Annotated in this window: 20 protein-coding genes; 11 read left to right on the top strand and 9 right to left on the bottom strand. The window is 71.2% G+C overall.

Annotation, left to right across the window (positions count from 1 at the left end; translation table 11 throughout):
- Nucleotides 1–94 precede the first annotated feature (94 nt).
- The 8 genes from RAN62_RS04595 (at nt 95) to araD (ending at nt 11,889) form a co-directional block, all read left to right on the top strand.
- Entirely contained in the window at nt 95–1,792 is a 1,698-nt protein-coding gene (locus tag RAN62_RS04595; protein ID WP_305783191.1) for a GMC family oxidoreductase, read from the top strand.
- Between the two features lie 11 nt (nt 1,793–1,803).
- Nucleotides 1,804–3,039 carry a quaternary amine ABC transporter ATP-binding protein gene (locus tag RAN62_RS04590; protein ID WP_438874467.1) on the top strand — a complete coding sequence of 412 codons (1,236 nt, stop codon included), beginning with the start codon at nt 1,804–1,806 and terminating at the stop codon, nt 3,037–3,039.
- On the top strand, nt 3,036–5,024 hold the full coding sequence (locus RAN62_RS04585) for an ABC transporter permease (protein WP_305783190.1): 1,989 nt from the start codon (nt 3,036–3,038) through the stop codon (nt 5,022–5,024). The genes RAN62_RS04590 and RAN62_RS04585 overlap by 4 nt, the downstream gene beginning before the upstream one ends.
- Nucleotides 5,021–5,962, top strand: a complete 942-nt coding sequence (locus RAN62_RS04580) for an ABC transporter substrate-binding protein (RefSeq protein WP_305783189.1) — start codon at nt 5,021–5,023, stop codon at nt 5,960–5,962. Before RAN62_RS04585 ends, RAN62_RS04580 begins: the two co-directional genes overlap by 4 nt.
- Entirely contained in the window at nt 5,959–8,547 is a 2,589-nt protein-coding gene (locus RAN62_RS04575) for a GcvT family protein (RefSeq protein ID WP_305783188.1), read from the top strand. Before RAN62_RS04580 ends, RAN62_RS04575 begins: the two co-directional genes overlap by 4 nt.
- Nucleotides 8,544–9,677, top strand: coding sequence for an N-methyl-L-tryptophan oxidase (solA, locus tag RAN62_RS04570; protein WP_305783187.1), 1,134 nt, complete (start codon nt 8,544–8,546; stop codon nt 9,675–9,677). Before RAN62_RS04575 ends, solA begins: the two co-directional genes overlap by 4 nt.
- A 94-nt stretch (nt 9,678–9,771) precedes the next feature.
- Entirely contained in the window at nt 9,772–10,872 is a 1,101-nt protein-coding gene (locus tag RAN62_RS04565; protein WP_305783186.1) for an aromatic ring-hydroxylating oxygenase subunit alpha, read from the top strand.
- Nucleotides 10,873–11,178: 306 nt separating this feature from the next.
- Entirely contained in the window at nt 11,179–11,889 is a 711-nt protein-coding gene (gene araD, locus RAN62_RS04560) for an L-ribulose-5-phosphate 4-epimerase AraD (RefSeq protein WP_305783185.1), read from the top strand.
- Between the two features lie 266 nt (nt 11,890–12,155).
- Here araD and fliQ read toward each other — a convergent pair whose 3' ends face one another.
- From fliQ to RAN62_RS04535, 5 genes are all read right to left on the bottom strand, one after another.
- On the bottom strand, nt 12,156–12,425 hold the full coding sequence (gene fliQ / locus RAN62_RS04555) for a flagellar biosynthesis protein FliQ (protein WP_305783184.1): 270 nt from the start codon (nt 12,423–12,425) through the stop codon (nt 12,156–12,158).
- A gap of 321 nt (nt 12,426–12,746) precedes the next feature.
- A complete protein-coding gene (locus tag RAN62_RS04550) occupies nt 12,747–14,384 on the bottom strand; it encodes a purine-cytosine permease family protein (protein ID WP_305783183.1) in 1,638 nt (545 codons plus the stop codon).
- An 87-nt stretch (nt 14,385–14,471) separates the two neighbouring features.
- The gene (locus RAN62_RS04545) at nt 14,472–15,881 is read right to left on the bottom strand and encodes an NADP-dependent succinic semialdehyde dehydrogenase (RefSeq protein WP_305783182.1); all 1,410 of its coding nucleotides are present in this window, start codon (nt 15,879–15,881) and stop codon (nt 14,472–14,474) included.
- 258 nt (nt 15,882–16,139) lie between these two features.
- The gene (locus tag RAN62_RS04540; RefSeq protein WP_305783181.1) at nt 16,140–16,547 is read right to left on the bottom strand and encodes a winged helix-turn-helix transcriptional regulator; all 408 of its coding nucleotides are present in this window, start codon (nt 16,545–16,547) and stop codon (nt 16,140–16,142) included.
- Between the two features lie 85 nt (nt 16,548–16,632).
- Nucleotides 16,633–17,517 (bottom strand): TIGR03560 family F420-dependent LLM class oxidoreductase, encoded by an 885-nt coding sequence (locus RAN62_RS04535; RefSeq protein ID WP_305783180.1) that lies wholly within the window; start codon nt 17,515–17,517, stop codon nt 16,633–16,635.
- 76 nt (nt 17,518–17,593) lie between these two features.
- Between RAN62_RS04535 and RAN62_RS04530 the strand changes: the two genes are divergently transcribed.
- Nucleotides 17,594–18,076 carry a TetR/AcrR family transcriptional regulator gene (locus RAN62_RS04530; protein ID WP_305783179.1) on the top strand — a complete coding sequence of 161 codons (483 nt, stop codon included), beginning with the start codon at nt 17,594–17,596 and terminating at the stop codon, nt 18,074–18,076.
- Between the two features lie 13 nt (nt 18,077–18,089).
- Nucleotides 18,090–18,446, top strand: a complete 357-nt coding sequence (locus RAN62_RS04525) for a hypothetical protein (RefSeq protein ID WP_305783178.1) — start codon at nt 18,090–18,092, stop codon at nt 18,444–18,446.
- A gap of 124 nt (nt 18,447–18,570) precedes the next feature.
- Here RAN62_RS04525 and RAN62_RS04520 read toward each other — a convergent pair whose 3' ends face one another.
- Entirely contained in the window at nt 18,571–19,335 is a 765-nt protein-coding gene (locus RAN62_RS04520; RefSeq protein WP_305783177.1) for a dihydrodipicolinate synthase family protein, read from the bottom strand.
- Nucleotides 19,336–19,652: 317 nt separating this feature from the next.
- The gene (locus tag RAN62_RS04515) at nt 19,653–20,534 is read right to left on the bottom strand and encodes a DUF1989 domain-containing protein (RefSeq protein ID WP_305783176.1); all 882 of its coding nucleotides are present in this window, start codon (nt 20,532–20,534) and stop codon (nt 19,653–19,655) included.
- Here RAN62_RS04515 and RAN62_RS04510 point away from each other — a divergent pair.
- Nucleotides 20,514–20,987, top strand: coding sequence for a hypothetical protein (locus tag RAN62_RS04510; protein WP_305783175.1), 474 nt, complete (start codon nt 20,514–20,516; stop codon nt 20,985–20,987). The two genes, RAN62_RS04515 and RAN62_RS04510, sit on opposite strands and share 21 nt — an antisense overlap.
- On the opposite strand, the gene RAN62_RS04505 is transcribed toward RAN62_RS04510, so the two are convergent.
- Nucleotides 20,929–22,302, bottom strand: a complete 1,374-nt coding sequence (locus tag RAN62_RS04505) for a uracil-xanthine permease family protein (protein ID WP_305783174.1) — start codon at nt 22,300–22,302, stop codon at nt 20,929–20,931. The two genes, RAN62_RS04510 and RAN62_RS04505, sit on opposite strands and share 59 nt — an antisense overlap.
- 34 nt (nt 22,303–22,336) lie before the next feature.
- Nucleotides 22,337–24,565: an alpha-xylosidase gene (yicI, locus tag RAN62_RS04500; RefSeq protein WP_305783173.1), complete on the bottom strand. Its 2,229-nt coding sequence runs from the start codon at nt 24,563–24,565 to the stop codon at nt 22,337–22,339.

Here is a 24,565-nt window from a genome sequence, read left to right as displayed (position 1 = left end):
CAGTAAGCACATTGTTGCGCTCAGGTAAAAGTCGCCGCCGGACATTGACCGTCGCATATGGAGGCCCGGAAGCTGTTCCCCGAGGTGGTGCACGGTGGAGGAAACCGGGTACGACGTGGTCATCGTGGGAGGCGGCACCGCCGGTGCGGTGGTCGCCTCGCGGCTCTCGGCGGATCCGGACGTCCGGGTGTGCCTGATCGAGGGCGGTCCGTCCGACGTGGGCGACGAGCGCGTCCTGCGGCTGCGCAACTGGCTGAACCTGCTCGAGACCGAATTCGACTACGCCTACCGCACGGTGCCCCAGCCGCGCGGCAACGACCACATCGTCCACTCCCGCGGCAAGGTCCTCGGCGGCTGCTCCTCCCACAACACCATGATCAGCCTCCTCCCCCCGCCCGCCGACTTCGCCGACTGGGTCGCCGCCGGCGCGACAGGCTGGTCGTACGCGGATATGCTCCCCTTTTGGGGTGACCTCGCCCCGAAGATGCAGCCAGTTGCCGAACGCAACCAGCTGGCTGTCGACTTCATCCAAGCCGCCGGCGCCGCGCTGAACGTACCGATAAATGGTGATTTCAACAGCGGCCCCTTCACCGACGGCGCTGGATTCTTCCCTGTCGCCTACGACCCCGCCACGGGCCACCGGCAGTCGGCCTCGGTCGCCTACCTCCACCCCCACCTCGGCCGCCCCAACCTCACGATCCTCACCGGCACGTGGGCCTTCGCGCTCGAGACGGCCGGCGACCGCGTCACCGGCGTGCGGGTCCGGCGTCAAGGTCAGACCCACACGATCCACGCCGACGAGTACGTCCTCAGCGCCGGAGCGATCGACACCCCGCGCCTGCTGCTCCTCTCCGGCCTCGGGCCCGCCGCCGACCTGGAACGTCTCGGCATCGGAGTCCGCGCCGACCTCCCCGGCGTCGGCGAGAACCTGCTCGATCACCCCGAGTCGCTGATCCTGTGGGAGGCGAGCCGCCCGGTCCCGCCCGAGTCGGCGATGGACGCGGACGCCGGCCTCTTCGTGCGCCGCGACCCGGCCGGCAGCCGCCCCGACCTGATGTTCCACCTCTACCAGATCCCGTTCACGCTGCACACCGAGCGCCTCGGCTACGACGTGCCCGAGCACGGCTTCGGCATGACCCCGAACGTCCCCCGCCCCCGCAGCCGCGGCCGCATGTGGCTCACGTCGCCGGATCCCGAGGTCCCGCCCGCGCTCGACTTCCGCTACTTCACCGACCCCGGCGGCTACGACGAGCGGACCATCGTCGACGGCCTGCGACTGGCCCGCGAGGTGGCCGCCACGGAACCGTTCGCGTCGTGGATCGCCCGGGAGATCGCGCCCGGGCCGCACATCACGACCGATGAGGACCTCTCCGCGTACGGGCGGGCAGTCCACCACACCGTCTACCACCCCGCCGGAACCTGCCGGATGGGCTCTGCCACGGACCCGGCGACGGTGGTCGGCCCCGACCTGCGCCTGCACGGCTTCACGAACGCCCGCATCGCCGACGCCTCGATCTTCCCGCTTATGACGTCGGTCAACCCGGTCGTCGCCGTCCTCATGATCGGCGAGAAGGCGGCCGCCCTCATGAAGGCGCCCATCGCCGCTGATCAGGACACTGTCGCCGCCGCCCTCGACAACGACCGTGCGCGCGCCGCCGACCACCACCATGCGCGCGCTGCCTCCGCCGACCACGACCGTGCGGGCGCCGCTGCCGCCGACCACGACACGGCGGGCGCCGCTGCCGCCGACGACCGGAACCACGATCTGACGGAAGGCTCGATCACCGGCTGAGACGAGGACCCATGATCAGCGTCGACCACCTGTGGAAAGTGTTCGGCCCCCGCCCGGAGCGGATCCCCGGCTCCGAGCTGGCCGCCCTCCCCCGCGCCGAGCTGCACGCCCGCACCGGCTGCGTCGCCGCCGTCCGCGATGTCAGCTTCGAGGTGGCGGCGGGCGAGGTGTTCGTGGTCATGGGCCTGTCCGGGAGCGGCAAGTCGACGCTGGTCCGCTGTCTGACCCGCCTGATCGAGCCGACCGCCGGCGACATCGCGATCGGCGGCGACCCGGTCCGCGCCCTGAGCCCCCGGCGGCTCCGGGAGTTGCGCCGGCACCGGGTGGCCATGGTGTTCCAGCACTTCGGGCTGCTCCCCCACCGCCGCGTGCTCGACAACGTCGCGTACGGCCTGGAGATCCAGGGCACCGGCCGCGCCGACCGCCACCGCCGCGCCGCCGAGGTGCTCGACCTGGTCGGACTGGCCGGCCACGAGCAGCGGTACCCGGACGAGCTCTCCGGCGGCATGCAGCAGCGGGTCGGTCTCGCCCGGGCGCTGGCCGGCGACCCGGAGGTGCTGCTGTTCGACGAGCCGTTCAGCGCGCTCGACCCGCTGATCCGCCGCGACATGCAGGCCGAGGTGCGCCGGCTGCACGCCGAGGTCGGCAAGACCATGCTCTTCATCACCCACGACCTCGCGGAGGCCCTCACCCTGGGCGATCGCATCGCGGTCCTGCGCGACGGCGCCCTCGTCCAGGTGGGTACGCCCGAGCAGCTCGTGGGCTCCCCCGCCGACGACTACGTCCGCGACTTCGTCCGCGACGTCCCCCGCGCCGACGTCCTGACCCTCCGCTGGATCGCCCGCCCCGCCGACCCCGCACACACTCCCGCCCGACCGTCGCCCCCCGCACACACTCCCGCCCGACCGTCGCCGCCGGCGCCCCCCGCACGCGAAACGCGCGCGCGCCCACGGCAGCATGAGGCGTTCGAAACAAACGCGCATGCGCACCCGACGGCAAACGAGCAAGCGCACGGGTCGTCCGATGAGCGAACGCGCATCACGACGGCCGGCGACCCGCTTCCCGCCACCATGCTCATCCGCGACGCCGTCCCCCGCATCCTGCGCGCCGCCGGACCGGTCCCGATCGCTGACGGCGACCACGTCATCGGCGTCGTCGGCGTCGAGGAGCTGCTGCCCGTCCTGGCCGGCCGCTCGGCCCCGCCGCAAGCTCAGCCCCCTGCTGCCACCGATCGGGTGCCCGCGTGAGCACCCGCCCCGTGGAAGCGGCGGCGACGGCCGAGGCGGCTCCGGAAGCGGCGACGGCGACGCGGGCGGAGACTGCGGTGCCGACTCGGGCGGCCGCGTGGGCCGCGCGTCCGGTGCACATACTCCGGGAGTCGCGGCCGGGGCGCCGTACCCTCGTCGCGGTCCTGGTCGTCCTGACCGCCGGCGCCTGGGCCGGCGTGCGCACGACGGGCGCCGCGGACACCGACGACGCCGCCGCGTTCCGATTCTTCGACGACGTGCGCGACTGGGTGGACTCGCACCGGGACACGCATCCGCTCTTCCTCTACGGCGTCAACTATCTCCGGCTCGCCGTCGTCGAAGTGATCGATATCGTGCAAACGCTCATGCACGCTTTGAGCGGACCGGCCACCGTCGCCGCGGCCGGCGCCGTGGCGTTTCTGGCGGCGGGCGTGCGCACCGCGATCCTGGCCGTCGCCGGCTTTCTCGGGCTCGGGCTGCTCGGCCTGTGGGAGGCCGGCATCGACACGCTCGCGCTGACAGTGAGCGCTGTCCTCCTGGCAGTGCTGATCGGGATGCCGCTCGGGGTGCTCGCCGCGCGCGTCGATGCGGTCGGGGCGGTGCTGCGGCCGGTGCTGGACGTGATGCAGATTCTGCCCACGTTCGCGTACCTGGCCCCCATGACCTTGTTGTTCTCGATCGGTGAGCCGGCCGCGGTGATCGCGACGCTGATCTACGCGGTGCCGGTCACCGTCCGGATCACCGAGCTCGGCATCCGCGGGGTCTCGCCCGTCACCGTGGAGGCCGCCGCCGCGCTGGGATCCACGCGGTGGCAATTGTTGTCCAAGGTGCGGCTGCCGATGGCCCGTCCGAGCCTGGCGCTGGCCGTCAACCAGACGATCATGATGGCGCTGTCCATGGTGGTGGTGACCGCGCTGATCGACGCGCCCGGGCTGGGGCAGGACATCGTGCGCGCGCTCGAACGGGTCAACGTCGGCGCGGCCTTCGACGCGGGGCTGGCCATCGTGCTGCTCGCGATCGTGCTCGACCGGATCACCACGGGCGCCGCCCGCCGGGCCGGCGCGCACCGGCCGGTCCGTACCAGGCTGATCAGGACCGGCCTCGCAGCCGCCGCCGTCCTCGCGGTGAGCCTCGTCCCCTGGGGCACGCGTCATCCCGAGCACTCGTTCGCACCGGTGGTCAACGACGTCACCGGCTGGGTGGAGCTGCACTGGTTCGACGCCACCGACGCGCTGCGCAGTGCCGTCAGCACCGTGCTGCTCAACCCGCTCGAGAGCGTGCTCACGACCACGCCGTGGTGGTTCTTCGTGCTGGTCGTCGCGGTGGTCGGCACGCTCGGGAGCGGCTGGCGGTCCGCGCTGGTCGCCGCGCTCGCCGCCGCCGGGATCGCCGGGCTGGGACTGTGGCTGCACGCCATGCAGACGCTCGCCACCGTGCTGGTCGCGGCGCTGGTGACGATGGTGCTCGGGATCCTCCTCGGCGTGTTCTGTGCCCAGAGCGACCGGCTCGCGGCGGGACTGCGACCCGTCTTGGATGCGGCGCAGACCATGCCGTCGTTCGTCTACCTGCTGCCGGCCGTCGCGCTCTTCGGGGCGAGCCGGTTTACCGCGATCGTGGCCGCGGTCATCTACGCCGTACCCCCGGTGGTCCGCCTGGTCGAACGCGGCGTGCGCGACGTGCCCGCCGAGGTCGTCGAGGCCGCCCGGGCCGCCGGCTCGACGCCCGGTCAGCTGCTGCGCAAGGTGCAGCTCCCGCTGGCCCGCCGCGGCCTGCTGCTCGCCGCCAACCAGGGCATCGTCATGGTCCTCGCCATGGTCGTGGTCGGCGGGCTGGTCGGCGCGGGCGCCCTCGGCTACGACGTGGTGGCCGGCTTCGCCCAGCGCGAGGACTTCGGCCGGGGCCTGGCCGCCGGCTTCGCGATCGTCCTGCTCGGCATCGTCCTCGACCGCCTCACCCAAGGTCTCGCGAAGGAGCGCGCCTCATGAGATGGACCCTGATCACTTCGACCACGCTGCTGCTGGCCGTCGCGGGCTGCGGCGGCGCCTCCTCCACCGCCGGCTCCGACTCACCCTCCGCGAAGGGCACGGTCAAGATCGCGATCAACCCCTGGGTGGGGTACGAGGCCAATGCGGCCGTCCTGGGATACCTGCTCGAGCACGAGCTCGGCTACACCGTCGAGGAGAAGAACCTCAAGGAAGAGATCGCGTGGCAGGGGTTCGAGACCGGAGAGGTCGACGTCATCGTCGAGAACTGGGGTCACGACGACCTCAAGAAGACCTACATCGACGAGAAGAAGGTGGCCGTCAACGCGGGGCCGACGGGCAACGACGGGATCATCGGCTGGTACGTCCCCCAGTGGATGGCCGACAAGTACCCCGACATCACCGACTACAAGAACCTCGACAAGTACGCGAACCTCTTCAAGACCTCCGAGTCGGGCGGCAAGGGCCAGCTCCTCGACGGCGACCCGTCCTTCGTGACCAATGACGCCGCGCTCGTGTCCAACCTGAAGCTGAACTACAAGGTCGTCTACTCCGGCTCGGAGGCCGCCCTCATCAAGGCCGCCCAGCAGGCCACGGCCCAGCAGAAGCCGTTGCTGTTCTACTTCTACGAGCCGCAGTGGCTGTTCGCGAAGGAGAAGTACGTACGGGTGAAGCTGCCCACGTATACGGCCGGCTGCGACGCGGACCCGAAGAAGGTCGCCTGCGACTATCCCGACTACGTGCTCGACAAGATCGCGAGCAAGAAGTTCGCGGACACCGGCGGCGCCGCCTATCAGCTGATCAAGAACTTCACGTGGACCAACGACGACCAGAACCTCGTCGCCGACTACCTGACCAACCAGGGCATGGACCACGAGCGGGCCGCCGGGAAGTGGGTCAAGGAGCACGAGGCCACCTGGAAGCCGTGGATCCCGTCGTGAGGATCGTGGTCGTCGGCGCGGGCATCGTGGGCTGCGCCCTGGCCGACGAACTGACCCGCCGGGGCGCCACGGACGTCACGGTGCTCGACCAGGGGGACCTGGCCGACACCGGCGGATCCAGTTTCCACGCCCCGGGACTCGCCTTCCGCACCAACCCGTCGCGCATGATGGCGTCCCTCGCGCAGTACACCGTGGCGAAGTACACGGCGCTGGGCTGCTTCGACCCGGTCGGCAGCCTGGAGGTGGCGACCACCCCGGCGCGGCTGCGGGAGCTGCACCGGCGGCACGGCTTCGCGGAGTCGTGGGGGATCCCGTCGCGGGTGATCGGTCCCGCGGAATGCGTCGAACGGTATCCACTGCTGCATGCCGGGATCCCCGCTCCCGGCGGCGGGCGGACCCCTGCGGTTCCTGCGGCCGGCGGTCTGTCCCACGGCCGCGCCTTTCCTCAAGCCGACGGCGGCGGCGCTCTCGGCCTTCCTCAAGGCGGCGGCGTGGTGCTGGGCGGGCTGCTGGTGCCCGGCGACGGGCTGGTGCGGGCGGCCGCCGCGTGCGAGGTGCAGGCGGGGCTGGCCATCGAGCGCGGCGCCAAGTTCGTCGGCCACCAGCGCGTCGTCGCCGTCGACCAGGCCGGCGGCCGCGTCACCGGCGTCCGCACCGATGACACCTTCTACCCGGCCGACGTGGTCGTGAGCTGCGCGGGCTTCTGGGGGCCGATCGTCGGCCGCCTGGCCGGCGTCCCGGTCCCGCTTCAACCCATGGCCCATCAGTACGTCCGGACGAGCGCCGTCGCGTCCCCACCGGCGACGATCCTGCGTCACCAGGACCGCGACCTGTACTTCCGGTCCCACGGCGACCACCTCGGCATCGGCTCCTATCTGCACCGCCCGCTGCCCGTGGATCCGGCGGCGGTGCCCGGGTCGATCCTCCCGTTCACGCCGGACGACTTCGCCGAGTCGTGGGACGCCGCCCGCACGCTCCTCCCGGCCCTGCACGACGCGACAGTCGCCCACGGCTTCAACGGTGTCTTCTCGTTCACGCCCGACGGCTTCCCGCTGCTCGGCGAGTCGCGCACACTGCGCGGCTTCTGGACCGCCGAGGCCGTCTGGGTCACCCATTCCGCCGGCGCCGCCCGGGCCGTCGCGGAGTGGATCGTCGACGGGCGGCCCGGCGCCGACGTGCACGAGGGCGATCTCCGCCGGTTCACGAACGCGCAAACGTCCCCGTCGTACGTGCGCGAACGCGCAATCCGCAGCTTCGTCGAGGTCTACGACATCGTGCACCCGCAGGATCCGCCGTCGGTGCGCGGGCTGCGGACGAGCCCGTTCCACGATCGGCAGGCGGCGCTGGGCGCGGTCTTCGGCGAGGCCGCGGGGTGGGAGCGCCCCCTCTGGTACGAGCCCCCCGGTGCCGGCGCCGATCGACAGCACGAGCCCCACACCGCCGACGCCGATCGGGAGCACCAGCCCCACGCCGCCGACGCGGACCGAGAGCACGAGCCTCACGCCGCCGACGCCGATCGGGGGCACGAGCCCCGCGACGCAGGCGGCGACCTGGAGCTGGACGAGTGGTCGGCGCGGCACTGGTCGCCCGCCGCGGCCACGGAGGCCCGGGCGACCGTCGAAGCCGTCGCGCTCTACGACATGAGCCCGCTGACCCGGCTCGAGGTCACCGGGCCGGTGTCGTTCCTGGAGGGGCTGACCAGCGGCGACGTCGACCGTCCGGTGGGCTCGGTGACCTACACGCTGCTGCTCGACGACGCGGGCGGGATCCGCAGCGACATCACGGTCGCCCGGCTCGGCCCCGAGCTCTTCCAGGTGGGCGTGAACGGGCCGCTCGACACCGCGTACCTGGCATCGCTCGCACCGCCCGGGGTCAGCGTCCGCGACGTCACGGGCGGGACATGCGGCGTGGGTCTGTGGGGTCCGAACGCCCGGGAACTGATGACACCGCTCACCGAATTGGATGTCACGCACGAAGGTTTCGGATACTTCCGGTGCCGGCAGGGCCACGTGGGCGACGTGCCCGTGACGATGCTGCGCGTCTCCTACGTCGGCGAGCTCGGCTGGGAGATCTACACCGGCGCCGACCTGGGCCGCCGGCTCTGGGACACGCTGTGGGCAGCCGGGGCGGGACACGGTCTCGTGGCGGCCGGGCGGGCGGCCTTCCAGAGCCTGCGGCTGGAGAAGGGCTACCGCGCGTGGGGCGCCGACATGACGACCGAGCACGATCCGTACGAGGCGGGGCTCGGCTTCGCCGTACGCCCGGACAAGGGTGACTTCCCCGGCCGGGCCGCCCTGCTCGCCAAGCCCCCGCCCGCCCGGTGCCTCGTCCCACTGGTGCTCGCCGACCGGGCCGTGGTGCCGCTGGGCGGCGAGCCTGTGTACGCCGGAGGGACCGCCGTCGGCCACGTGACCAGCGGCGCCTACGGTCACACGGTGGGGGCGCCGATCGCGTACGCGTGGGTGCCCGCCGCGCTGGCCACGCCCGGGACCGCCGTGCGGGTCGGCTGGTTCGACCGGCGGATCCACGCCACCGTGGGCGCGGATCCACTGGTCGCGGCGACAGGGGCGAGAGGACGACAATGACGACGTACGACGTGATCGTGGCCGGACTGGGCGGCATGGGCAGCGCCACGGCCTCCCACCTGGCCTCCCGGGGGCTGCGCGTGCTCGGGCTCGAGAAGTTCGGACCGGCCCACGACCGCGGGGCCAGTCACGGCGGGTCGCGCATCACGCGGCAGTCGTACTTCGAGGGCGCCGACTACGTGCCGCTGCTGCTCCGGGCGTACGAGCTGTGGGAGCGCCTGGCGCACGACTCCGGCCGGGACGTGATCAGGCTGACCGGCGGGGTCATGGCCGGGCGGCCGGAGAGCCGGACCGTGTCGGGCAGCCTGGCCAGCGCGCGGCAGTGGGGGCTGGAGCACGAGATGCTCGACGCTGCCGAACTGCGCCGCCGCTTCCCCGAGATGGATCCCGAACCGGACGAGGTGGCGCTCTTCGAGGCCAAGGCGGGATACGTCCGCCCCGAGGAGACCGTGCTCGCCCATCTCGACCTGGCCGGGCGGGCGGGGGCCGACCTGCGTTTCCACGAGCCGATGACCCGCTGGGAGCAGACGTCCGGGGGCGGCGTCCGGGTCGACACGCCCGCCGGGTCGTACACCGCGGGCCGGCTTGTCATCACCCCCGGGCCGTGGGCGCCGCAGCTGCTCGCCGACCTCGGCGTCGCGTTCACGATCGAGCGGCAGGTGCAGTACTGGTTCCGGCCGGCGGGCGGCGACTTCGCGAGCCTGCCGATCTACATCTGGGAGAACACGGCAGGCAGCCAGGTGTACGGCTTTCCCGACGCCGGTGACGGCGCGAAGATCGCGTTCTTCCGCCGCGGGCAGGTCACCACGCCCGAGACGATCGACCGCGAGGTGCACGACGACGAGGTCGCGGCTATGGCGGCGCGGGCCCGGCAGCACTTCCCGCAGTTGCCGGGGACTTTCCTGCGGGCCAAGACGTGCCTCTACAGCAACACGCCGGACGAGCACTTCGTCGTCGCCCCGCACCCGGCGCACGACGCGGTGACGGTCGCGTGCGGCTTCTCCGGGCACGGCTTCAAGTTCGTACCCGTGATCGGCGAGATCGTCGCCGATCTGGCGGTCACGGGATCCACCCGGCACCCGATCGCGCTGTTCGACCCGGCGCGCTTCTCCTCGCAGGAGGTTCCGTGACCGCTCGCCCGCACCCCACCCGGCCCGGCCGTCCCTCGACCGACCGCGCGCTGTTCACTTCGTCGCGCTTCTCCTCACGCGCGCGGGGGATCCGGTGAGCGCGAGCCTGCATCCCACGCTGCCCGGCCGGTTCTACACCGATCCCGCGCTGTTCGCCGTCGAGCAGGAGCGGATCTTCGAGGCGATGTGGTTCTGCGCGATCCGGGGCTCGGACCTGCCGGCGCCGGGCGCCTTCCGGACGGTCCCGATCGGGCGCGAGTCCGTGCTGGTGACACGGTCATCCGGCGGGGTGCGGGCCTTCCTCAACGTGTGCCGGCATCGCGGCGCGCAACTCTGCGCGGCCTCCGAGGGCACGGTCAAGCGCACGTTCCGCTGCATGTACCACGCCTGGGCGTACGACCTCGACGGCAAGCTGGTCGCCGCGCCCAACCTGGTCAAGATGCCGGACATCGACCGCACCGAGTACGGCCTCCGCCCGCTCGCCGTCCGCGAATGGCTGGGATACATCTGGGTGTGCCTCTCCGACGATCCGCCGTCCTTTGGATCCACGGTTCAGGGCGCGGTGGTCGAGCGTCTCGGCGATCTGGCCGCGATCGACCGCTACGGGATCGGCGACCTGACGGTCGGACGGCGCATCACGTACGACGTCCGCGCCAACTGGAAGCTCATCGTCGAGAATTTCATGGAGTGCTATCACTGCTCGACTATCCACCCCGAACTCGTGCGCGTGCTCCCCGAGTTCGCCGGCGGCTATGCGGCGCAGAGCTACGTCGGGCACGGCGCCGCCTTCGCCCCGGACGTCGAGGGCTTCACGGTCGACGGCTCGCCCGGCGTCGCCCCGATCGAGGGCATCGACGCCGGACAGGACCGCCGGTACTTCGCCGTCACGATCAAGCCGCAGGTCTTCGTCAACCTCGTCCCCGACCACGTGATCTTCCACCGCATGTATCCCCTGGCCGCCGACCGCACCCTCGTCGAGTGCGACTGGCTGTACTCGCCGTCGGTCGTCGCGTCGGGCGCCGACCTGTCCCGCTCGGTCGAGCTGTTCGACCGCGTCAACCGGCAGGACTTTGAAGCGTGCGAGCGGTGTCAGCCGGGGATGAGCTCCCGGGCGTACGCGCAAGGGGGTGTCCTGGTCCCGAGCGAGCACCACATCGGCGCCTTCCACGCGTGGGTTCGCGACAAGCTCACCTGAGGCGTTGCGCGTGGCCTTCGTCGTGCGGGCTCGAACCGGCGCGTCACTTTCGTTGTGAAGGCCCGAGCTACCGCGTGGGCTTCGTCGTGCGGACCGAACCACCGCGTGGCCTTCGTCGCGCGGGCGTGAGCCACTGGACTGCGTTGGGCGGGCGTGAGCTTCCGCGTGGCCTCGTCGTGCGGGCGTGAGCCACCGTGTGGCCTTCGTCGTGCGAGCCCGCATTTCCCCTTGGACTCCGCCGTGTGAGCCTGAGCCACCGCGGCCGCACAGTTGTTTCGGGCTCATGTGAGCGTTAACATCCGGGCCATGACCTACGGTTCCGCCGCTTTGCGCGAGGCTGTCCTGCGCGCCAACCAGATGATTCCGGCGACCGGGCTGGCCGCGCTCACGTGGGGCAATGTCAGCGGCGTCGATCGGGAGGCCGGGCTTTACGTGATCAAGCCGTCCGGTGTCGCGTACGAGGATCTGACCCCGGAGAAGCTGGTGCCGGTGAGCCTGGAGACGGGCAAGGTGCTGGACGGCGACCTGCGCCCGTCGGTGGACAGCGAGACCCACCGGGCCTTCTACCTGGCGTGGCCGTCGGTCGGCGGGATCACCCACACGCACTCGGCCAACGCCGTCGCCTTCGCCCAGGCCGACCGGGACATCCCGGTGCTGGGCACGACGCACGCCGACTCGTTCAGCGGGCCCGTACCCGTGGCGCGGCACCTCACGCCCGAGGAGTGCGCGGTCGACTACGAGCTCAACACCGGGCACGCCATCATCGACACGGTCGGCGGGGACGAGGACGCGCAGGGCATGCCGGTCGCCCTGGCCGCGCACCACGGCCCGTTCACGTGGGCGGCCACCGCGCAGAAGTCGGTCGAGTACGCCATCATCCTCGAGAAGGTCGCCGAGATGGCCCTCAAGACCCTCGCGCTCAACGCGGCCGCCGCTGTGCCGCCCCACCTGCAAGAGCGGCACTTCAAGCGCAAGCACGGCCCGGGCGCCTACTACGGCAACCCCAGCCATACCTGACCCACCGGTCCCGAGAGAGCGAAAGGGCCGCCCACCCGGGCGACCCTTCTGCGCGGTGGAAGACTGCGAAGCGTGGCGAAGGCCGGCGAGCGTGGCGGCCTGCGCCGGTGGCGGGCGTAACGGCCAGCACCAGCGGCGGGCGGGCGGCGAAGGCCTGCAAGCGCGACGGGCGGCGGCCAGGGCGGCCGGCAGCGGCGGGCGCGGCGGAGGCCGGCGAGCGTGGGGAAGCCCCCTGCGAGCCCGGCTGGCGGCGGGCGGCGGGCGGGTCAGCCGATCAGAGTCGGGATCTTCTCGAAGAGCTGCGTCGTGAATTTCACCATCTCCGCCAGCATCCAGTTGCCGCTGAAGAGGATGGCCGCGCCGACCGCGCCCGCCTTCGGGACGAAGGACAGTGTGGCCTCCTGGATCTGCGTCACCGACTGGAACAGCGAGATGGCGAACCCGACGGCCAGCGCGGTGAGCAGCGTCGGCGCGCACAGCTTGGCCGCGATCGTCATCGCCTGCAGTCCGAGCTCCACGATCTGCGTGTCCGTCATGCCCTCCTCTTCGGGGGCTGAAGGATTCCGCAAAGTGCAGGACGGTTGCAATCCGGTTGACGACGTCGTTCGAGCGTCACGCCGGCACCAGGCGCATCTCGAAGTGAGCACCAGCACCAAGCGCATCACGCGGCCGACAGCACACGGTGGCATCAGGAGGCCGAGCAGCACTCCGTGGCATCACAAGGCCAACAGCACACGGTGGCATCAGCAGGCCGACAGCACCCCGTGGCATCACGAGAGCCGACAGCACACCGTGGCATCACGAGAGCCGACAGCACCTCGTGGCATCAGGCGGCCGACAGCACGACCCGCGCGGCATCACGGGACGGCTGGCAACACGTGGTCGGCGACCTTGTCGGTGGAGAGGCACAGCGAGCACACGTACGCGTCGTGCGTCCGGCACGCCGCCATGTCCGGCCGCTCGTACTCCTGGCGGCAGACGTGGCACGTCAGCTGCTCCCCCGACGGGTTGCCGAACTCGTCGTACATCGGCAGCGGGATCCCGTCGTCCGTGCGCCGCAGGTAGTACTTGCCCCGCGTGGCGACCGCGATGATCGGCGGCAGCACGACGCCCAGGACGATGGCGACGAGCGGGGAGTACGGCTTGAGGGTGGCACCGAGCGCGCCGAAGAAGGCCAGGATCGACAGTCCGGCGGCCAGCAGCATCGACCCGAAGCCGACCGGGTTGACGGCGTAGAGCATGCCGCGGCGGAACTCCGGCTCCTTCGGCGACAGCTTCAGGACGTACTTGTTGAGGACGATGTCGGAAGCGACCACGACCACCCAGGCCATGCCGCAGTTGGCGTAGAAGCCGAGGATGGTGTTGAGGAAGTCGAACATGTTCGCCTCCATCAGCACCAGCGCGATGGCCAGGTTGACACCGAGGAAGACGATGCGGCCGGGATAGTGCTTGGTGACCCGGGTGTACGAGTTGGTCCAGGCCAGCGAGCCGGAGTAGGCGTTGGTGACATTGATCTTGATCTGGCTGATCACCACGAGCACGACGGCCAGGGTCATGGCGAGCCAGCCGGGCATGATGTCCCGGTAGATCTCGAGGAACTGGTGCACCGGCTGGTTGGCCACGGCGGCGCCGTCGGTCACGCTCGCGATGATGTAGACGGCGAGGAACAGCCCGATGACCTGCTTGATCGCGCCGAAGAACACCCACCCGGGGCCGGCGAGAATCACGGCGGTCCACCACTTGCGCGCGTTGGCAGGCGTACGCGGGGGCATGAAGCGCAAGTAGTCGATCTGCTCGGCGATCTGCGCGATGAGCGACAGGCACACGCCGGCGGCCAGCATGATCGAGCCGAGGTTGGTCCCGCCCTCGCCGTTCTCGCCCTGGTAGGCGAAGAAGCTGTCGATCGAGTCGGGGTGACTGATCAGCAGGTACGCGAAGGGCAGCACCATGAGCACGAGCCACAGCGGCGTGGTCCACACCTGCAGCGTCGACAGCACCTTCATGCCGTAGATCACCAGCGGGAAGATGACGAGCGTGCTGACCGCGTACCCGAGCCACAGCGGGACGTGCAGTCCCAGCCGCAGCCCCTGGGCCATGATGGAGCCTTCCAGGGCGAAGAAGATGAACGTGAACGTCGCGAAGATGACGTTGGTGACCACCGAGCCGTAGTAGCCGAAGCCGCTGCCCCGGGTGATGAGGTCGAGGTCCAGGTTGTAGCGGGCGGCGTAGTAGGCCAGCGGGAAGCCGGTCAGGAAGATGACCACGGCGAAGACGCCGATGCCCCACAGTGCGTTCGTCGTGCCGTACGAGATGCCGATGTTCGCGCCGATCGCGAAGTCCGCGAGGTAGGCGATGCCACCCAGTGCAGACACCGCCACCACCCCGGTCGACCAGCGCCGGTAGCTGCGCGGGGCGAACCGGAGGGTGTAGTCCTCGAGGGTCTCGTGGGTCGCGGCGCGGACATCGGCGTCCGCAGCGGGGATCTCTGTCGTCATGGGCCGCCTCCGTCGTCTCGGATGCGGCCAACCTAGGAACGAACCGTTACAGCGCCATTACCATTCGTGGTCAGACATGGACGCTCGTCACTCGGTCTTGTCATCGATGCCGGCGTCGCCGCCCGCGCCGACCCAGACCGCCTTGAGGTTGCAGAACTCGCGGATGCCCGCGGCCGACAGCTCCCGCCCGTAGCCGGAGGCCTTCACACCGCCGAACGGCAGCTGGGGGTACGAGGTCACCATGCCGTTGACGAACACCGCCCCGGCGTCGAGCCCGTCGATCAGGTGCTCGGCTTCGAGGGAGTCGTCGGTCCAGGCGTTGGATCCCAGCCCGTACGGCGTCGCGTTCGCCAGCTCGAGGGCCTCGTCGATCGAGGTGACGCGGTACACGCCGGCGACCGGCCCGAACACTTCTTCCGCGTACATCCGCATGTCCGGGGTGAGATCCGTGACGACGGTCGGCGGATACCACCAGCCGTCGCCGTCGGGACGCGCGCCGCCGCAGCGTACGGTGGCGCCCTTGGCGACCGCGTCGGCGACCTGCTCCTCCACGTCGGCGCGGCCCTGCTCGGTCGCCAGTGGACCGACATCCGTGCCGTCGCTCATCGGATCCCCGACGGTCAGCGCGGACATGTTCGTGACGAACGCGTTCACGAACTCGTCGTACACGTCGGTGTGCACGATGAACCGCTTGGCGGCGATGCACGACTGCCCGTTGTTCTGACTGCGCGCCGTCGTGGCCACCCGGGCGGCCTCCGCGATGTCGGCGCTGGGCAGCACGATGAAGGGGTCGCTGCCGCCCAGCTCCAGCACCGTCTTCTTGAGCTCGCGCCCGGCGATCGCGGCGATCGAGCGGCCCGCGCCCTCGCTGCCGGTGAGGGTTGCCGCGCGTACGCGGGAATCGGTCAGGATCTTCTCCACGGCATCCGAGCCGACCAGCAGCGTCTGGAACGCGCCGGCCGGAAAGCCCGCGCGGGCGAAGAGTTCACCGAGGTAGAGGGCGGTCTGCGGCACGTTGGAAGCGTGCTTCAGCAGGCCGGTGTTGCCCGCCATGAGCGCGGGCGCGGCGAAGCGCATCGCCTGCCAGAGCGGGAAGTTCCACGGCATGACCGCGAGTACGGGCCCGAGCGGCTGATACCGCGCGTACGCCCGCAGCGCCCCGACCGCCTCCGCGTCGGCCGGCTCGTCGGCCAGGAATGTCTCGGCGTTGTCGGCGTAGTAGCGGCACGCCTTTGCGCACTTGAGCACTTCGGCCTTGGCCGCCGTGAGCGTTTTGCCCATCTCGAGCGTCATCAGGGCGCCCACGTCGTCCTGCTCCGCCTCCAGCAGGTCGGCGGCGGCCCGCATCCACTGCGCGCGCTGCTCGAACGTCGTGCCGCGCAGCTCCCGGAACGCGTCGGCGGACCGCCCGGTCGCGGCGTCGATCTCCTCGTCCGTCAGCGCGTCGAACGTCTTCAGCACCTCGCCGGTGACGGGGTTGGTGGTGGCTATCGGCACAGGTCTCACCTCATCGCAGTCGTCTGTCACCGACCGCCATACCCGCACTGTCGCGGTCCAGTCCGGCCTCGGCCTACGAGCTCGTCCGGCGCCGCCCCTGCTGCGCGATCTGGGCTCAGGTGTCGGCTGACCCGGCTCCGCCGCCGATGCCAGCGAAAGCGGTCGAGTGTGGCATCGCCGCCAGCGTCAGTGGGAGGCCGGGGCGTGGCATCGCCGCCGGCGTCAGTGGGAGGCCGGGGCGTGGCATCGCCGTCGGCTTCAGCGGGAGGCCGGGCCGGCGTCGAGGGCGTCATGCGCGGCGGCAGCGCGGCGTGCGCCGGAAATGGAGCCGGCGTCGAGGGCGTCCAGCACGGCCTCGCCGTTCTGCCGCGCCCACTCGGACAGGACCTGGATCGGCTCGGTCAGGGTCGCGCCGAGCGGGGTCAGCTCGTACTCGACGCGGGGCGGCGCCTCGGCGTACACCCGGCGGCTGACGAGACCGTGGGCCTCGAGCCGGCGCAGCGTCTGGGTGAGCACCTTGCGGGAGATGCCGCCGATCCGGTCGGCCAGGTCGCCGTGGCGGACCGGGCCCCGGCTGAGCCCGGCCAGCACCACCACGGTCCACTTGTCGGCGATCAGCTCGACCGCCAGCCGCGCCGGGCAGTCGGCCAGGAACAAGTCGGTCACCACCCGAACGGTACCCGCGCCCGCCGTCCGGACGGCAAGACCCCGCGCCGGGCGCCGCTTTTTGCGGGCCGAGTCCGCCCGCGCGTCAGGAGCCGTCGCGGACGATCTTCGAGATGGTGTCCATCGCGCGGCGGCGGTCGTCGCCGGTGCCCAGGTACGTGTCCGGGACGATCAGCTCGTCGAGACCGGTCGCGCGGTACGCCTCGACGGCCTCGGCCAGCAGCGCCTCCGAGCCACCGATGGCCGGCATGCCCGTCTCCGGGAGCGGGCCGTCGACCACGGTGAGGGCTTGGGCCGTACGCGCGATGGTCTTGGGGTCTCGGCCGATCTTCGCGCACCATTCGTCCAGGACGTGCGATTTGTGGGCGATGAGTTCGGGCAGGCCCCAGGTGTTCCACAGGTCGGCATATTGGGCGACGACCTTGAGCATCCGCTGCTCGCCCTTGGCGCCGATCATGACGGGCAGCGGGTCCTGCACGGGCTTGGGCTCGCAGATCGCGTCGGTGAGCCGGTAGTACGTACCGTCGAAGGTTGTGCGCGGCTCGCGCAGCAGCCCGCGCAGGACGTCGAGGCCCTCGACGAAACGGTCGATGCGCTGCTTGATCGGCGGGAGCTCGATGCCGTACTGCTCGTGCTCGTTGATCTGCCAGCCCGCGCCGACGCCGAGGGTGAAGCGGCCGCCGCTGATGTGGTCGACGGTGGTGGCCATGTTGGCCAGGACGGCCGGGTGCCGGTAGGTCATGCCGTAGACCAGCGTGCCGATCCGCACCCGGGGCACGGCCGCCGCGAGCGCCGCCACCAGTGAACCGGCCTCCAGCAGCGGCGACGTCTCGGCGAACGAGGTGTCGGCATTGGGCATGAAGTGGTCGGCGATCCAGACGCCGTCCCAGCCGGTCTGTTCGGCGTGCCGGGCGGCGTCGAGGATTCCCGCGTACGGCTGGGTCGCCCGCGGCCAGATGGAAAGTCGCATGATCCCACCCTCCCACGCCGGGTTTGAGAATGGTCGTTCTTGACCGGTCGTTCTCAAACGCGTAGGGTCCTCAGGCATGGGACGGCCGAGGGGTTTCGACGAGCGGCTCGCGGTGGCGGCGGCAGCCGAATTGTTCGCGGGGCGCAGCTACGACGGCACGTCCGTCGACGATCTCGTGAGCGCCACGGGTGTGCACCGCGGCAGCCTTTACAAGACGTTCGGCAGCAAACGTGGCCTTTATCTCGCCGCGCTGCGCCACCACGTCGACCAGGACGTGACGCGCATCGCGCAGTCGGCCGACCCGGCCCGCGCCCTGCTCGGCTCCGGCGGCGAGGAGCTGGGCTTCCTGCTGCTCGCGGCGGCCGAGCGGGCCGCCGTGGACGACGAGGTCGCCGCCGAGGTCGGGCGAGCGCTCGACCTGCTCGACGCGGCGCTCCGCCCGGCCGGCGCCGATCCGGCCCGGGCCGCCGACCTGACCGCCGCCCTGCTCGGCCTGCTGTTGCGCGCCCGCGCCCAGCCCGGCCGCGCGACAGGCGCCACCCTGCTGGTCTCGCAGTGACACGGAGGACGACATGGCACGCATCGACATCACCGGCGACGCTCTCGTCATCACCCTCGAGGGGCTCGACGTCCTGTGGGCGCTCAAGAAGCGGCTGACGATCCCGCTGGCCCACGTGCGCGGGGCGACACCCGACCCGGGGATCGTCCGCGGCTTCAAGGGCGTGCGCACCAAGGGCACCAACATGCCCGGCGTCATCGTCGCGGGCACCTTCCGCACCGGCGAGGGCCGCATCTTCTGGAACGTCCGCGACGCCGCCAAGGCGGTGGTCATCGAGCTCGCCGACGAGGAGTACACCCGGCTGGTCATCGAGGCCCCCGACCCGCGCGCGACGGCCGACCGCATCGAACGCGCCCGCACACCCGCTTGACGCGCGGCGGGCCCTCACCTTCGCGGCGGGCCCTCACCTTCGCGGCGGGCCCTCACCTTCGCGGCGGGCGAGGCGCGCGGCCGGCTCGCGCGCTCAGTTTGTACGGCGGTAGGCGCCCGCGCGCTCAGCTCGTACGGCGGTAGGCGCTCGTGCCGAAGCGGGCGGCGACGGCGCCCTTGAGTCCGCCGGGTGCCGCCTTGGCCTCCCGCTCGGCCCGCAGCACGGTGAGCTGCGCCTTCGGGTCACGGTCCCAGGCGGCCAGACACTCCGACGGTACGAGGTTCGCGGCGGCCACGATCGCCCCGGTCGCGCCCAGCCAGTTCGCGTGGCCGAGCAGCGCGGACGAGCCGACGTAGACGTGACCCGGCCAGTCGAGGTCGAGCTGCCGGCCCAGCCGCACCGGGTCGCCGCTCGAATCCTTGGTCCCGGCCACCGGCAACCCGGGCAACGCCTCCACCGGCACCGGCCCACCCGCGACCGGCGGATAGTGATAGGCCAGCACGGGCACGTCCCCGGCCGCCGCGGCGACCTCCTCGTAGTAGCCGCCCAGATCGGTCCCCAGCCGCGGCGGCGCCACGAGCACGGCGTCGGCTTTCGCCCCGGCGGCGTCGCGCACCCGCTGCGCGGCCTGACCCCACCACTCCCCCGAGGCCCCGGCCAGCACCGGCACGCCGGGACACGCCGCGCGCACGGCGGCCACGAGCGCGGTCCGCTCATGGTCCTCCAGCGTGGAGGCCTCGCCCGTACTCCCATTGACCAGCACCGCCCGCAACCCGGCACCGACCACCCGCGCCGCGTGCGCAGCAGTAGCCTCTGCATCGATGCGGCCGTCGGCAGTGAAAAGCGTGACCAGCGCCACCGCGGGCCCGGTCCAGAGCGGCTCAGCCATGCACACCAGCCTATGCCCCGCCGCCCCGCCCGGCATCACGATCACCCATGACCCGACCACCTCACGCGAGCGAACGTCAGAAGAGGAACGGCACAGCCGGAAGCCCCGCGCCGAGTCCGGCGCCGTCGGAACGCCCGAGCAGCCACGCCAGCAACTCCGCCTGCGGCCCCCGCGCCACCGGCGGACTCCCGTCGCGCGGCGGACTCCCGTCGCCGGCGAAGGCGCAGAGCCGACTGACCGCGAGGGATGACGTCGCGTCCTCCCGCACGTGCGGCCGAGGCGCCGAGCTTTCCACCGCAGAGGTCACCGCAGCCTTGTCATGCGTTACCGGCGAAGGCCCCGAGGCGGTCGATGGCGTGGGAGAGGACGAGGTCGCGCAGGGCGGCCGCGTCGTCGTCGCCGTAGAGGGTGAAATCGCGGACCTCGGCGAAACGATCGGCGTCGAGGGTGATGGGGATGTCGGTGACATCCAGCCGCGACAGGTAGGGATACGCCGGCACGTACGCGGGATCCCGGCGCAGAGCAGCCGGACCCAGTGGCTGGGCGGCGTCCACAGGCTGGCCAGGGTGGGCAGGCTGGCCAGCGTGGGCAGGCTGGCCGGCTTGAACAGGCTGGGTGCTGGGGGCAGGCCGGGGCAGTCCGAGGCCGGCGGCGGTGGCGACGGCTCGGCGGGCCCGGGCCTGGTCGTCGGCGGTGGACGGGGAGACGGTGACGCGGACCGGGCGCAGGGCGAAGTTGCTGCAGTTGGTGAGGTCGTCGCCGCAGACGTTGGGCACCGCCAGGACATCGTGCAGGGCGAGCAGCTCGATGCGGTCGCCGGGGCGGGACGCGTTGCGCTGGATGACGCCGTTCTCCGTGGACATGAACAGGTTCAGGGACTCGTGCAGCTCCCAGGGCAGCAGGCCGTACTCGCGCTGGGCCTCCCGCTGGATCTCCTCGCAGTTGGTCCGGTCGTGCAGCCCGAAGAAGGCGCTGTAGATCAGGCGGCTGCAGAACGGGAACGTCGTGTCGGTACGCCCGGTGCAGTCGAGGATGACCATGAGCGGACGTTCCCAGGGCGCGTTCGACCAGAGAACGTCGCCGGCGCCGGGGTGCTCCCCCGCGATGCCCCGGGTGCGCCCGACATGCAGCCGCTCGTGCCGGTCGGCCAGCGTGAACACGTTGAGGTCCACACACTGGTGCCCTTCGAGCTGCGTCACTGTAAGCACCTGCCCGGCGCGGACCTCGACGGCCTTCCCGGTGCCCGGCGCCAGAACATGTTCGGCAAGAACACGTGCGGACCGAACCCGATCGTCACGAACACGATCGCCGTCGTCACGAACGCGATCAGCAGGAACACCGTCCTCACGAACGCCATCGCCACGAACGAGTTCCTCACGAACGGGATCGCCACGAACGAGCTCGTCACGAACGGGATCGCTGGGAACGCTGCGAACGAGTTCCTCACGAGCACGATCGTCACGAACGCCGGGAGGGACGGCGGGACCAGGGCTGGACGGGACGGCGGATGCCAGGGCGGCGGCTACCAGGGCGTCCAGGGACGACAGCGCGGGGTCGCGGGCGACGACCAGGTCGAGGAACTCCCGCTGCTGGTCATTGATCCGCAGGTACGCCACGGGAACGCTCCAGGACAGGCCGCAGGCCGTGGTTGACGGCGGCGTTGAGGAGGATCAGGAGGACCGCGCCGGCCATCATGGGGGTGGTGACGACGGCGCGGAGCCAGTCGGGCATGGAGGTGACGATCGGGTCGGGGATCCATTGTCCGCCCAGGGCGAGGATGAACGCGGTCGCCGCCACGGTGATGTTGAGGTCGTCCCACTCGACGTCGCGCATCATCTGGACGCCGCTCATGGCGATGATGCCGAAGAGCACGGTCGACGCGGCGGCGAGGACGGCGCCGGGCAGGCTGGATACGAAGGACGCCAGCACGGGTACGAAAGCCAGCCCCACGGCCACGATCCCGGCGGTCATGGTCACATGGCGGCTGCCGATGCGCGTGACCCGCACCAGTCCCGCGTTCTCCGGGTAGGTCGCCGTCCCGATGCCGCCGAACAGCGCGCCCACGACCGAGCCCGCGTACTCGGTGAACAGTCCGCGCGTGATGCGCGCCCGGGAGAGTGACACCGCACCCCAGCGTGCGACCAATGTGTACATGCCGACCGCTTCGGCGCTCGACTCCAGGAACGCCAGCAGCATCAGGACGACGGCCGGCCACCGGACCTCGAAGCCGAACGGCAGGAACGCCGGCGGCCCGACCACGACGACGCCGGACAGGTCGGGGCTCCGCCACAGTCCGAGCGCCGCGGCGAGCAGGGTGCCGACGAGCATGCCGACGAGCACGGCCGCCCGGCGCACGATCGTCGCGCCGCCGAAGAGCAGGCACGCGACCACCACGAGCAGCGTGACCAGCCCGACCCAGAAGAAGTCCCAGCCGTAGCCGGGCGCGCCCTCGGTGCCGAACCAGTACGGCAGCCCGAGCGTCGCCAGCTGCGCCCCGATGATGATGCACAGGGTGCCGAAGACGAGCGGCTCGGTGGCGAAGCGGACGACGTGGATCAGCACGCCGAACCGCCCGATCGGCACGGTCAGCGCGAGGAAGACCAGCCCGGCGACGACCATGGAGCCGAAGGCCGCCCCCAGCCCGTACGTGGCCCCGGCCGCCAGCAGCGCCGCGAAGAACGCCGCCGTCGGCCCCTGCACGATCGGCAGCCGCAGGACCCGGCTGGACTGCAGGATCGTCACCAGCCCGGCCAGCAGGAACGACGCCTGGATCAGGTGGGTGACGTCGCCGGGCGCGAGGCCCAGCGTCAGCCCGATGAGAACCGGGAAGACCCAGATCGCCGACAGCGTGACGAGATGCTGCAGCCCGAAGAGCACCAGCCGGGGCGCCGGCACCCGATCGTCGAACCCGACGTCGAGCACCGGCTCCCGGCCGGCATCAGCCCGCGGCGGGGAGGCATCATCCACAATGGTCGATGCTAGCCGGAGAAGGTGATACAGGTCACCCCCGGAAGTGCGCCTCCGAAGCGGCGACCTCGACCGGATCCGCGGACCCGATGGCCACCCGCCACGGCAGCTCGGCGCCGTCGCGGGAGACCTCGACGCCGTCGGAGGAGACCGTCACCGTGAAGGTCGACGATCCCACGCGCACGGTGGACGTACCCGGGGCAGGCTCGAAGATCCGCAGCGTGACCCCGTCCCGATAGTCGTAGTCGGGCCGGTCGGTGACCGCGCCGACCGGCACCACCGCCCCCGGCCGCACCAGCAGCGGCACACTGTCGAAGCCGTGCGTCTCGTGGATCCACCGCGGCCCCTCGACCACCTCGCCCGTCAGATAATGGGTCCAACGGCCGGCCGGCACGTAGTAGCTGACCTCGCCGGACGTGCTGAACACCGGCGCGACGAGCAGGTCGCCGCCGAGCAGATACTGGCGGTCGAGGTGCACGGCGGCCGGGTCGTCCGGGAAGGCGACCACCATCGGGCGCATGACCGCCAGGCCGGTCTCGTGCGCCTCTTGCGCCGCATTCCACAGGTACGGCATCAGCGTGTGCTTGAGCCCCGTGAATGTGCGCAGCACGTCGACGGACTCCTCGTCGAACTGCCACGGCACCCGGTACGTCTGGTTGCCGTGCAGCCGCGAGTGCGACGACAGCAGCCCGAACGCGATCCACCGCTTGAACACGGCCGGATCCGGCAGCCCCTCAAAGCCGCCGATGTCATGACTCCAGAAGCCGAAGCCGGACGCCGCCAGGGACAGCCCGCCGCGCAGGGTCTCGGCCATGGATTCGTACGTGGCGGAATTGTCTCCACCCCAGTGGACGGGGAACTGCTGCCCGCCGACCGTGGCACTCCGCGCGTACAACACGGCTTCGCCCTCGCCGCGCGTCTCGCGCAGGACGTCGAAGACCGTCCGGTTGTAGAGCTGCGTGTACCAGTTGTGCATGCGGTCGGGATCGGAGCCGTCGTGCCACACGACGTCGGTCGGGATCCGCTCGCCGAAGTCGGACTTGAACGCGTCCACGCCCATCTCGACCAGCGCGCGCAACTTGCTCGCGTACCAGGCGGCAGCGTCAGGATTCGTGAAGTCGACCAGCGCCATCCCGGCCTGCCAGCGGTCCCACTGCCACACGTCGCCGTTCGCGCGCTTGACGAGATAGCCCTTCTCGAGGCCCTCGGCGAAGAGCGACGAGCGCTGCGCGATGTACGGGTTGATCCACACACACGTCCGCAGCCCGCGATCCTTGAGCCGCTTGAGCATGCCCGGCGGGTCGGGGAACACGCGCGGGTCCCATTCGAAGTCGCACCAGCTGAACTCGCGCATCCAGAACGTGTCGAAGTGGAAGACACTCAGCGGCAGGCCCCGCGACGCCATGCCGTCGACGAACGACGTGACGGTCTCCTCGTCGTACGAGGTGGTGAACGACGTGGTCAGCCACAACCCGAAGGACCACTGCGGCGGCAGCGCGGGGCGCCCGGTCAGCGCGGTGTAGCGGCGCAGCACGTCGGCCGGGGCAGGACCGGCGATGACCAGGTAGGACAGCGACTGCCCGGCGACGCTGAACTGGGTGCGCGACACCACCTCGGACGCGACCTCGAAGGACACCTTGCCGGGATGGTCGACCAGGACGCCGTACCCCCGGTTGGTGAGGTAGAACGGCACGTTCTTGTACGCCTGCTCGCTGCTCGTGCCGCCGTCCTCGTTCCAGATGTCGACGCTCTGGCCGTTCTTGACCAGTGGCCCGAAGCGCTCCCCCAGCCCGTAGACAGCCTCACCGACGCCCAGGTCGAGCTGCTCGTGCACGTAGTGCTCGCCGCCGGCGGTGTCGACGACGCCCATGCCCTTCCAGCCGGAGCCGGTCAGCCGCTTGCCGTCGGCGAAGAAGTCGAGCCCCCACTCCTCGCCCTCGCGGAACCGCGCGGTCAGCGGGCCCGAGGTGAAGGACACACCGTCGACGACGGGCTCCACCTCCGCGGGAAAGAGCTCGAAGGACGGGGTAGCGGGCCGCGCGCCGAGGAAGTGGCTCAGCGTCACGCGGATCACGCCCGGCATCGGGGTGGACAGCCGCACCGTGATGATCGGCGCGTCGAGGGTGTCGCCCCGGCTGCGGACCTTGCGGGCGGCGGCGAAGACGGTCAGCGAGCGGTCGTCGTGCGTACTGTCCTGGAGCTGGGCCGGGTGCAGCACGGTGAGGCCGTCACGCTTGCGCCAGTATCCGTCGGTGAACTTCAT

The organism is Symbioplanes lichenis (genome assembly GCF_030709675.1).
Lineage (GTDB): Bacteria > Actinomycetota > Actinomycetes > Mycobacteriales > Micromonosporaceae > Actinoplanes > Actinoplanes lichenis.
The sequence above is the reverse complement of the archived record's forward strand: the minus strand, read 5'-3'. Positions and strand labels throughout refer to the sequence as shown.

Coding starts and splice junctions, on each gene's coding strand:
- RAN62_RS04590 (WP_438874467.1), top strand. CDS start 1,804: ATGATCAGCGTCGACCACCTGTGGAAAGTGTTCGGCCCCCGCCCGGAG.
- yicI (WP_305783173.1), bottom strand. CDS start 24,565: ATGAAGTTCACCGACGGATACTGGCGCAAGCGTGACGGCCTCACCGTG.
- RAN62_RS04535 (WP_305783180.1), bottom strand. CDS start 17,517: ATGCGACTTTCCATCTGGCCGCGGGCGACCCAGCCGTACGCGGGAATC.
- RAN62_RS04580 (WP_305783189.1), top strand. CDS start 5,021: ATGAGATGGACCCTGATCACTTCGACCACGCTGCTGCTGGCCGTCGCG.
- solA (WP_305783187.1), top strand. CDS start 8,544: ATGACGACGTACGACGTGATCGTGGCCGGACTGGGCGGCATGGGCAGC.
- RAN62_RS04525 (WP_305783178.1), top strand. CDS start 18,090: ATGGCACGCATCGACATCACCGGCGACGCTCTCGTCATCACCCTCGAG.
- araD (WP_305783185.1), top strand. CDS start 11,179: ATGACCTACGGTTCCGCCGCTTTGCGCGAGGCTGTCCTGCGCGCCAAC.
- RAN62_RS04520 (WP_305783177.1), bottom strand. CDS start 19,335: ATGGCTGAGCCGCTCTGGACCGGGCCCGCGGTGGCGCTGGTCACGCTT.
- fliQ (WP_305783184.1), bottom strand. CDS start 12,425: ATGACGGACACGCAGATCGTGGAGCTCGGACTGCAGGCGATGACGATC.
- RAN62_RS04550 (WP_305783183.1), bottom strand. CDS start 14,384: ATGACGACAGAGATCCCCGCTGCGGACGCCGATGTCCGCGCCGCGACC.
- RAN62_RS04530 (WP_305783179.1), top strand. CDS start 17,594: ATGGGACGGCCGAGGGGTTTCGACGAGCGGCTCGCGGTGGCGGCGGCA.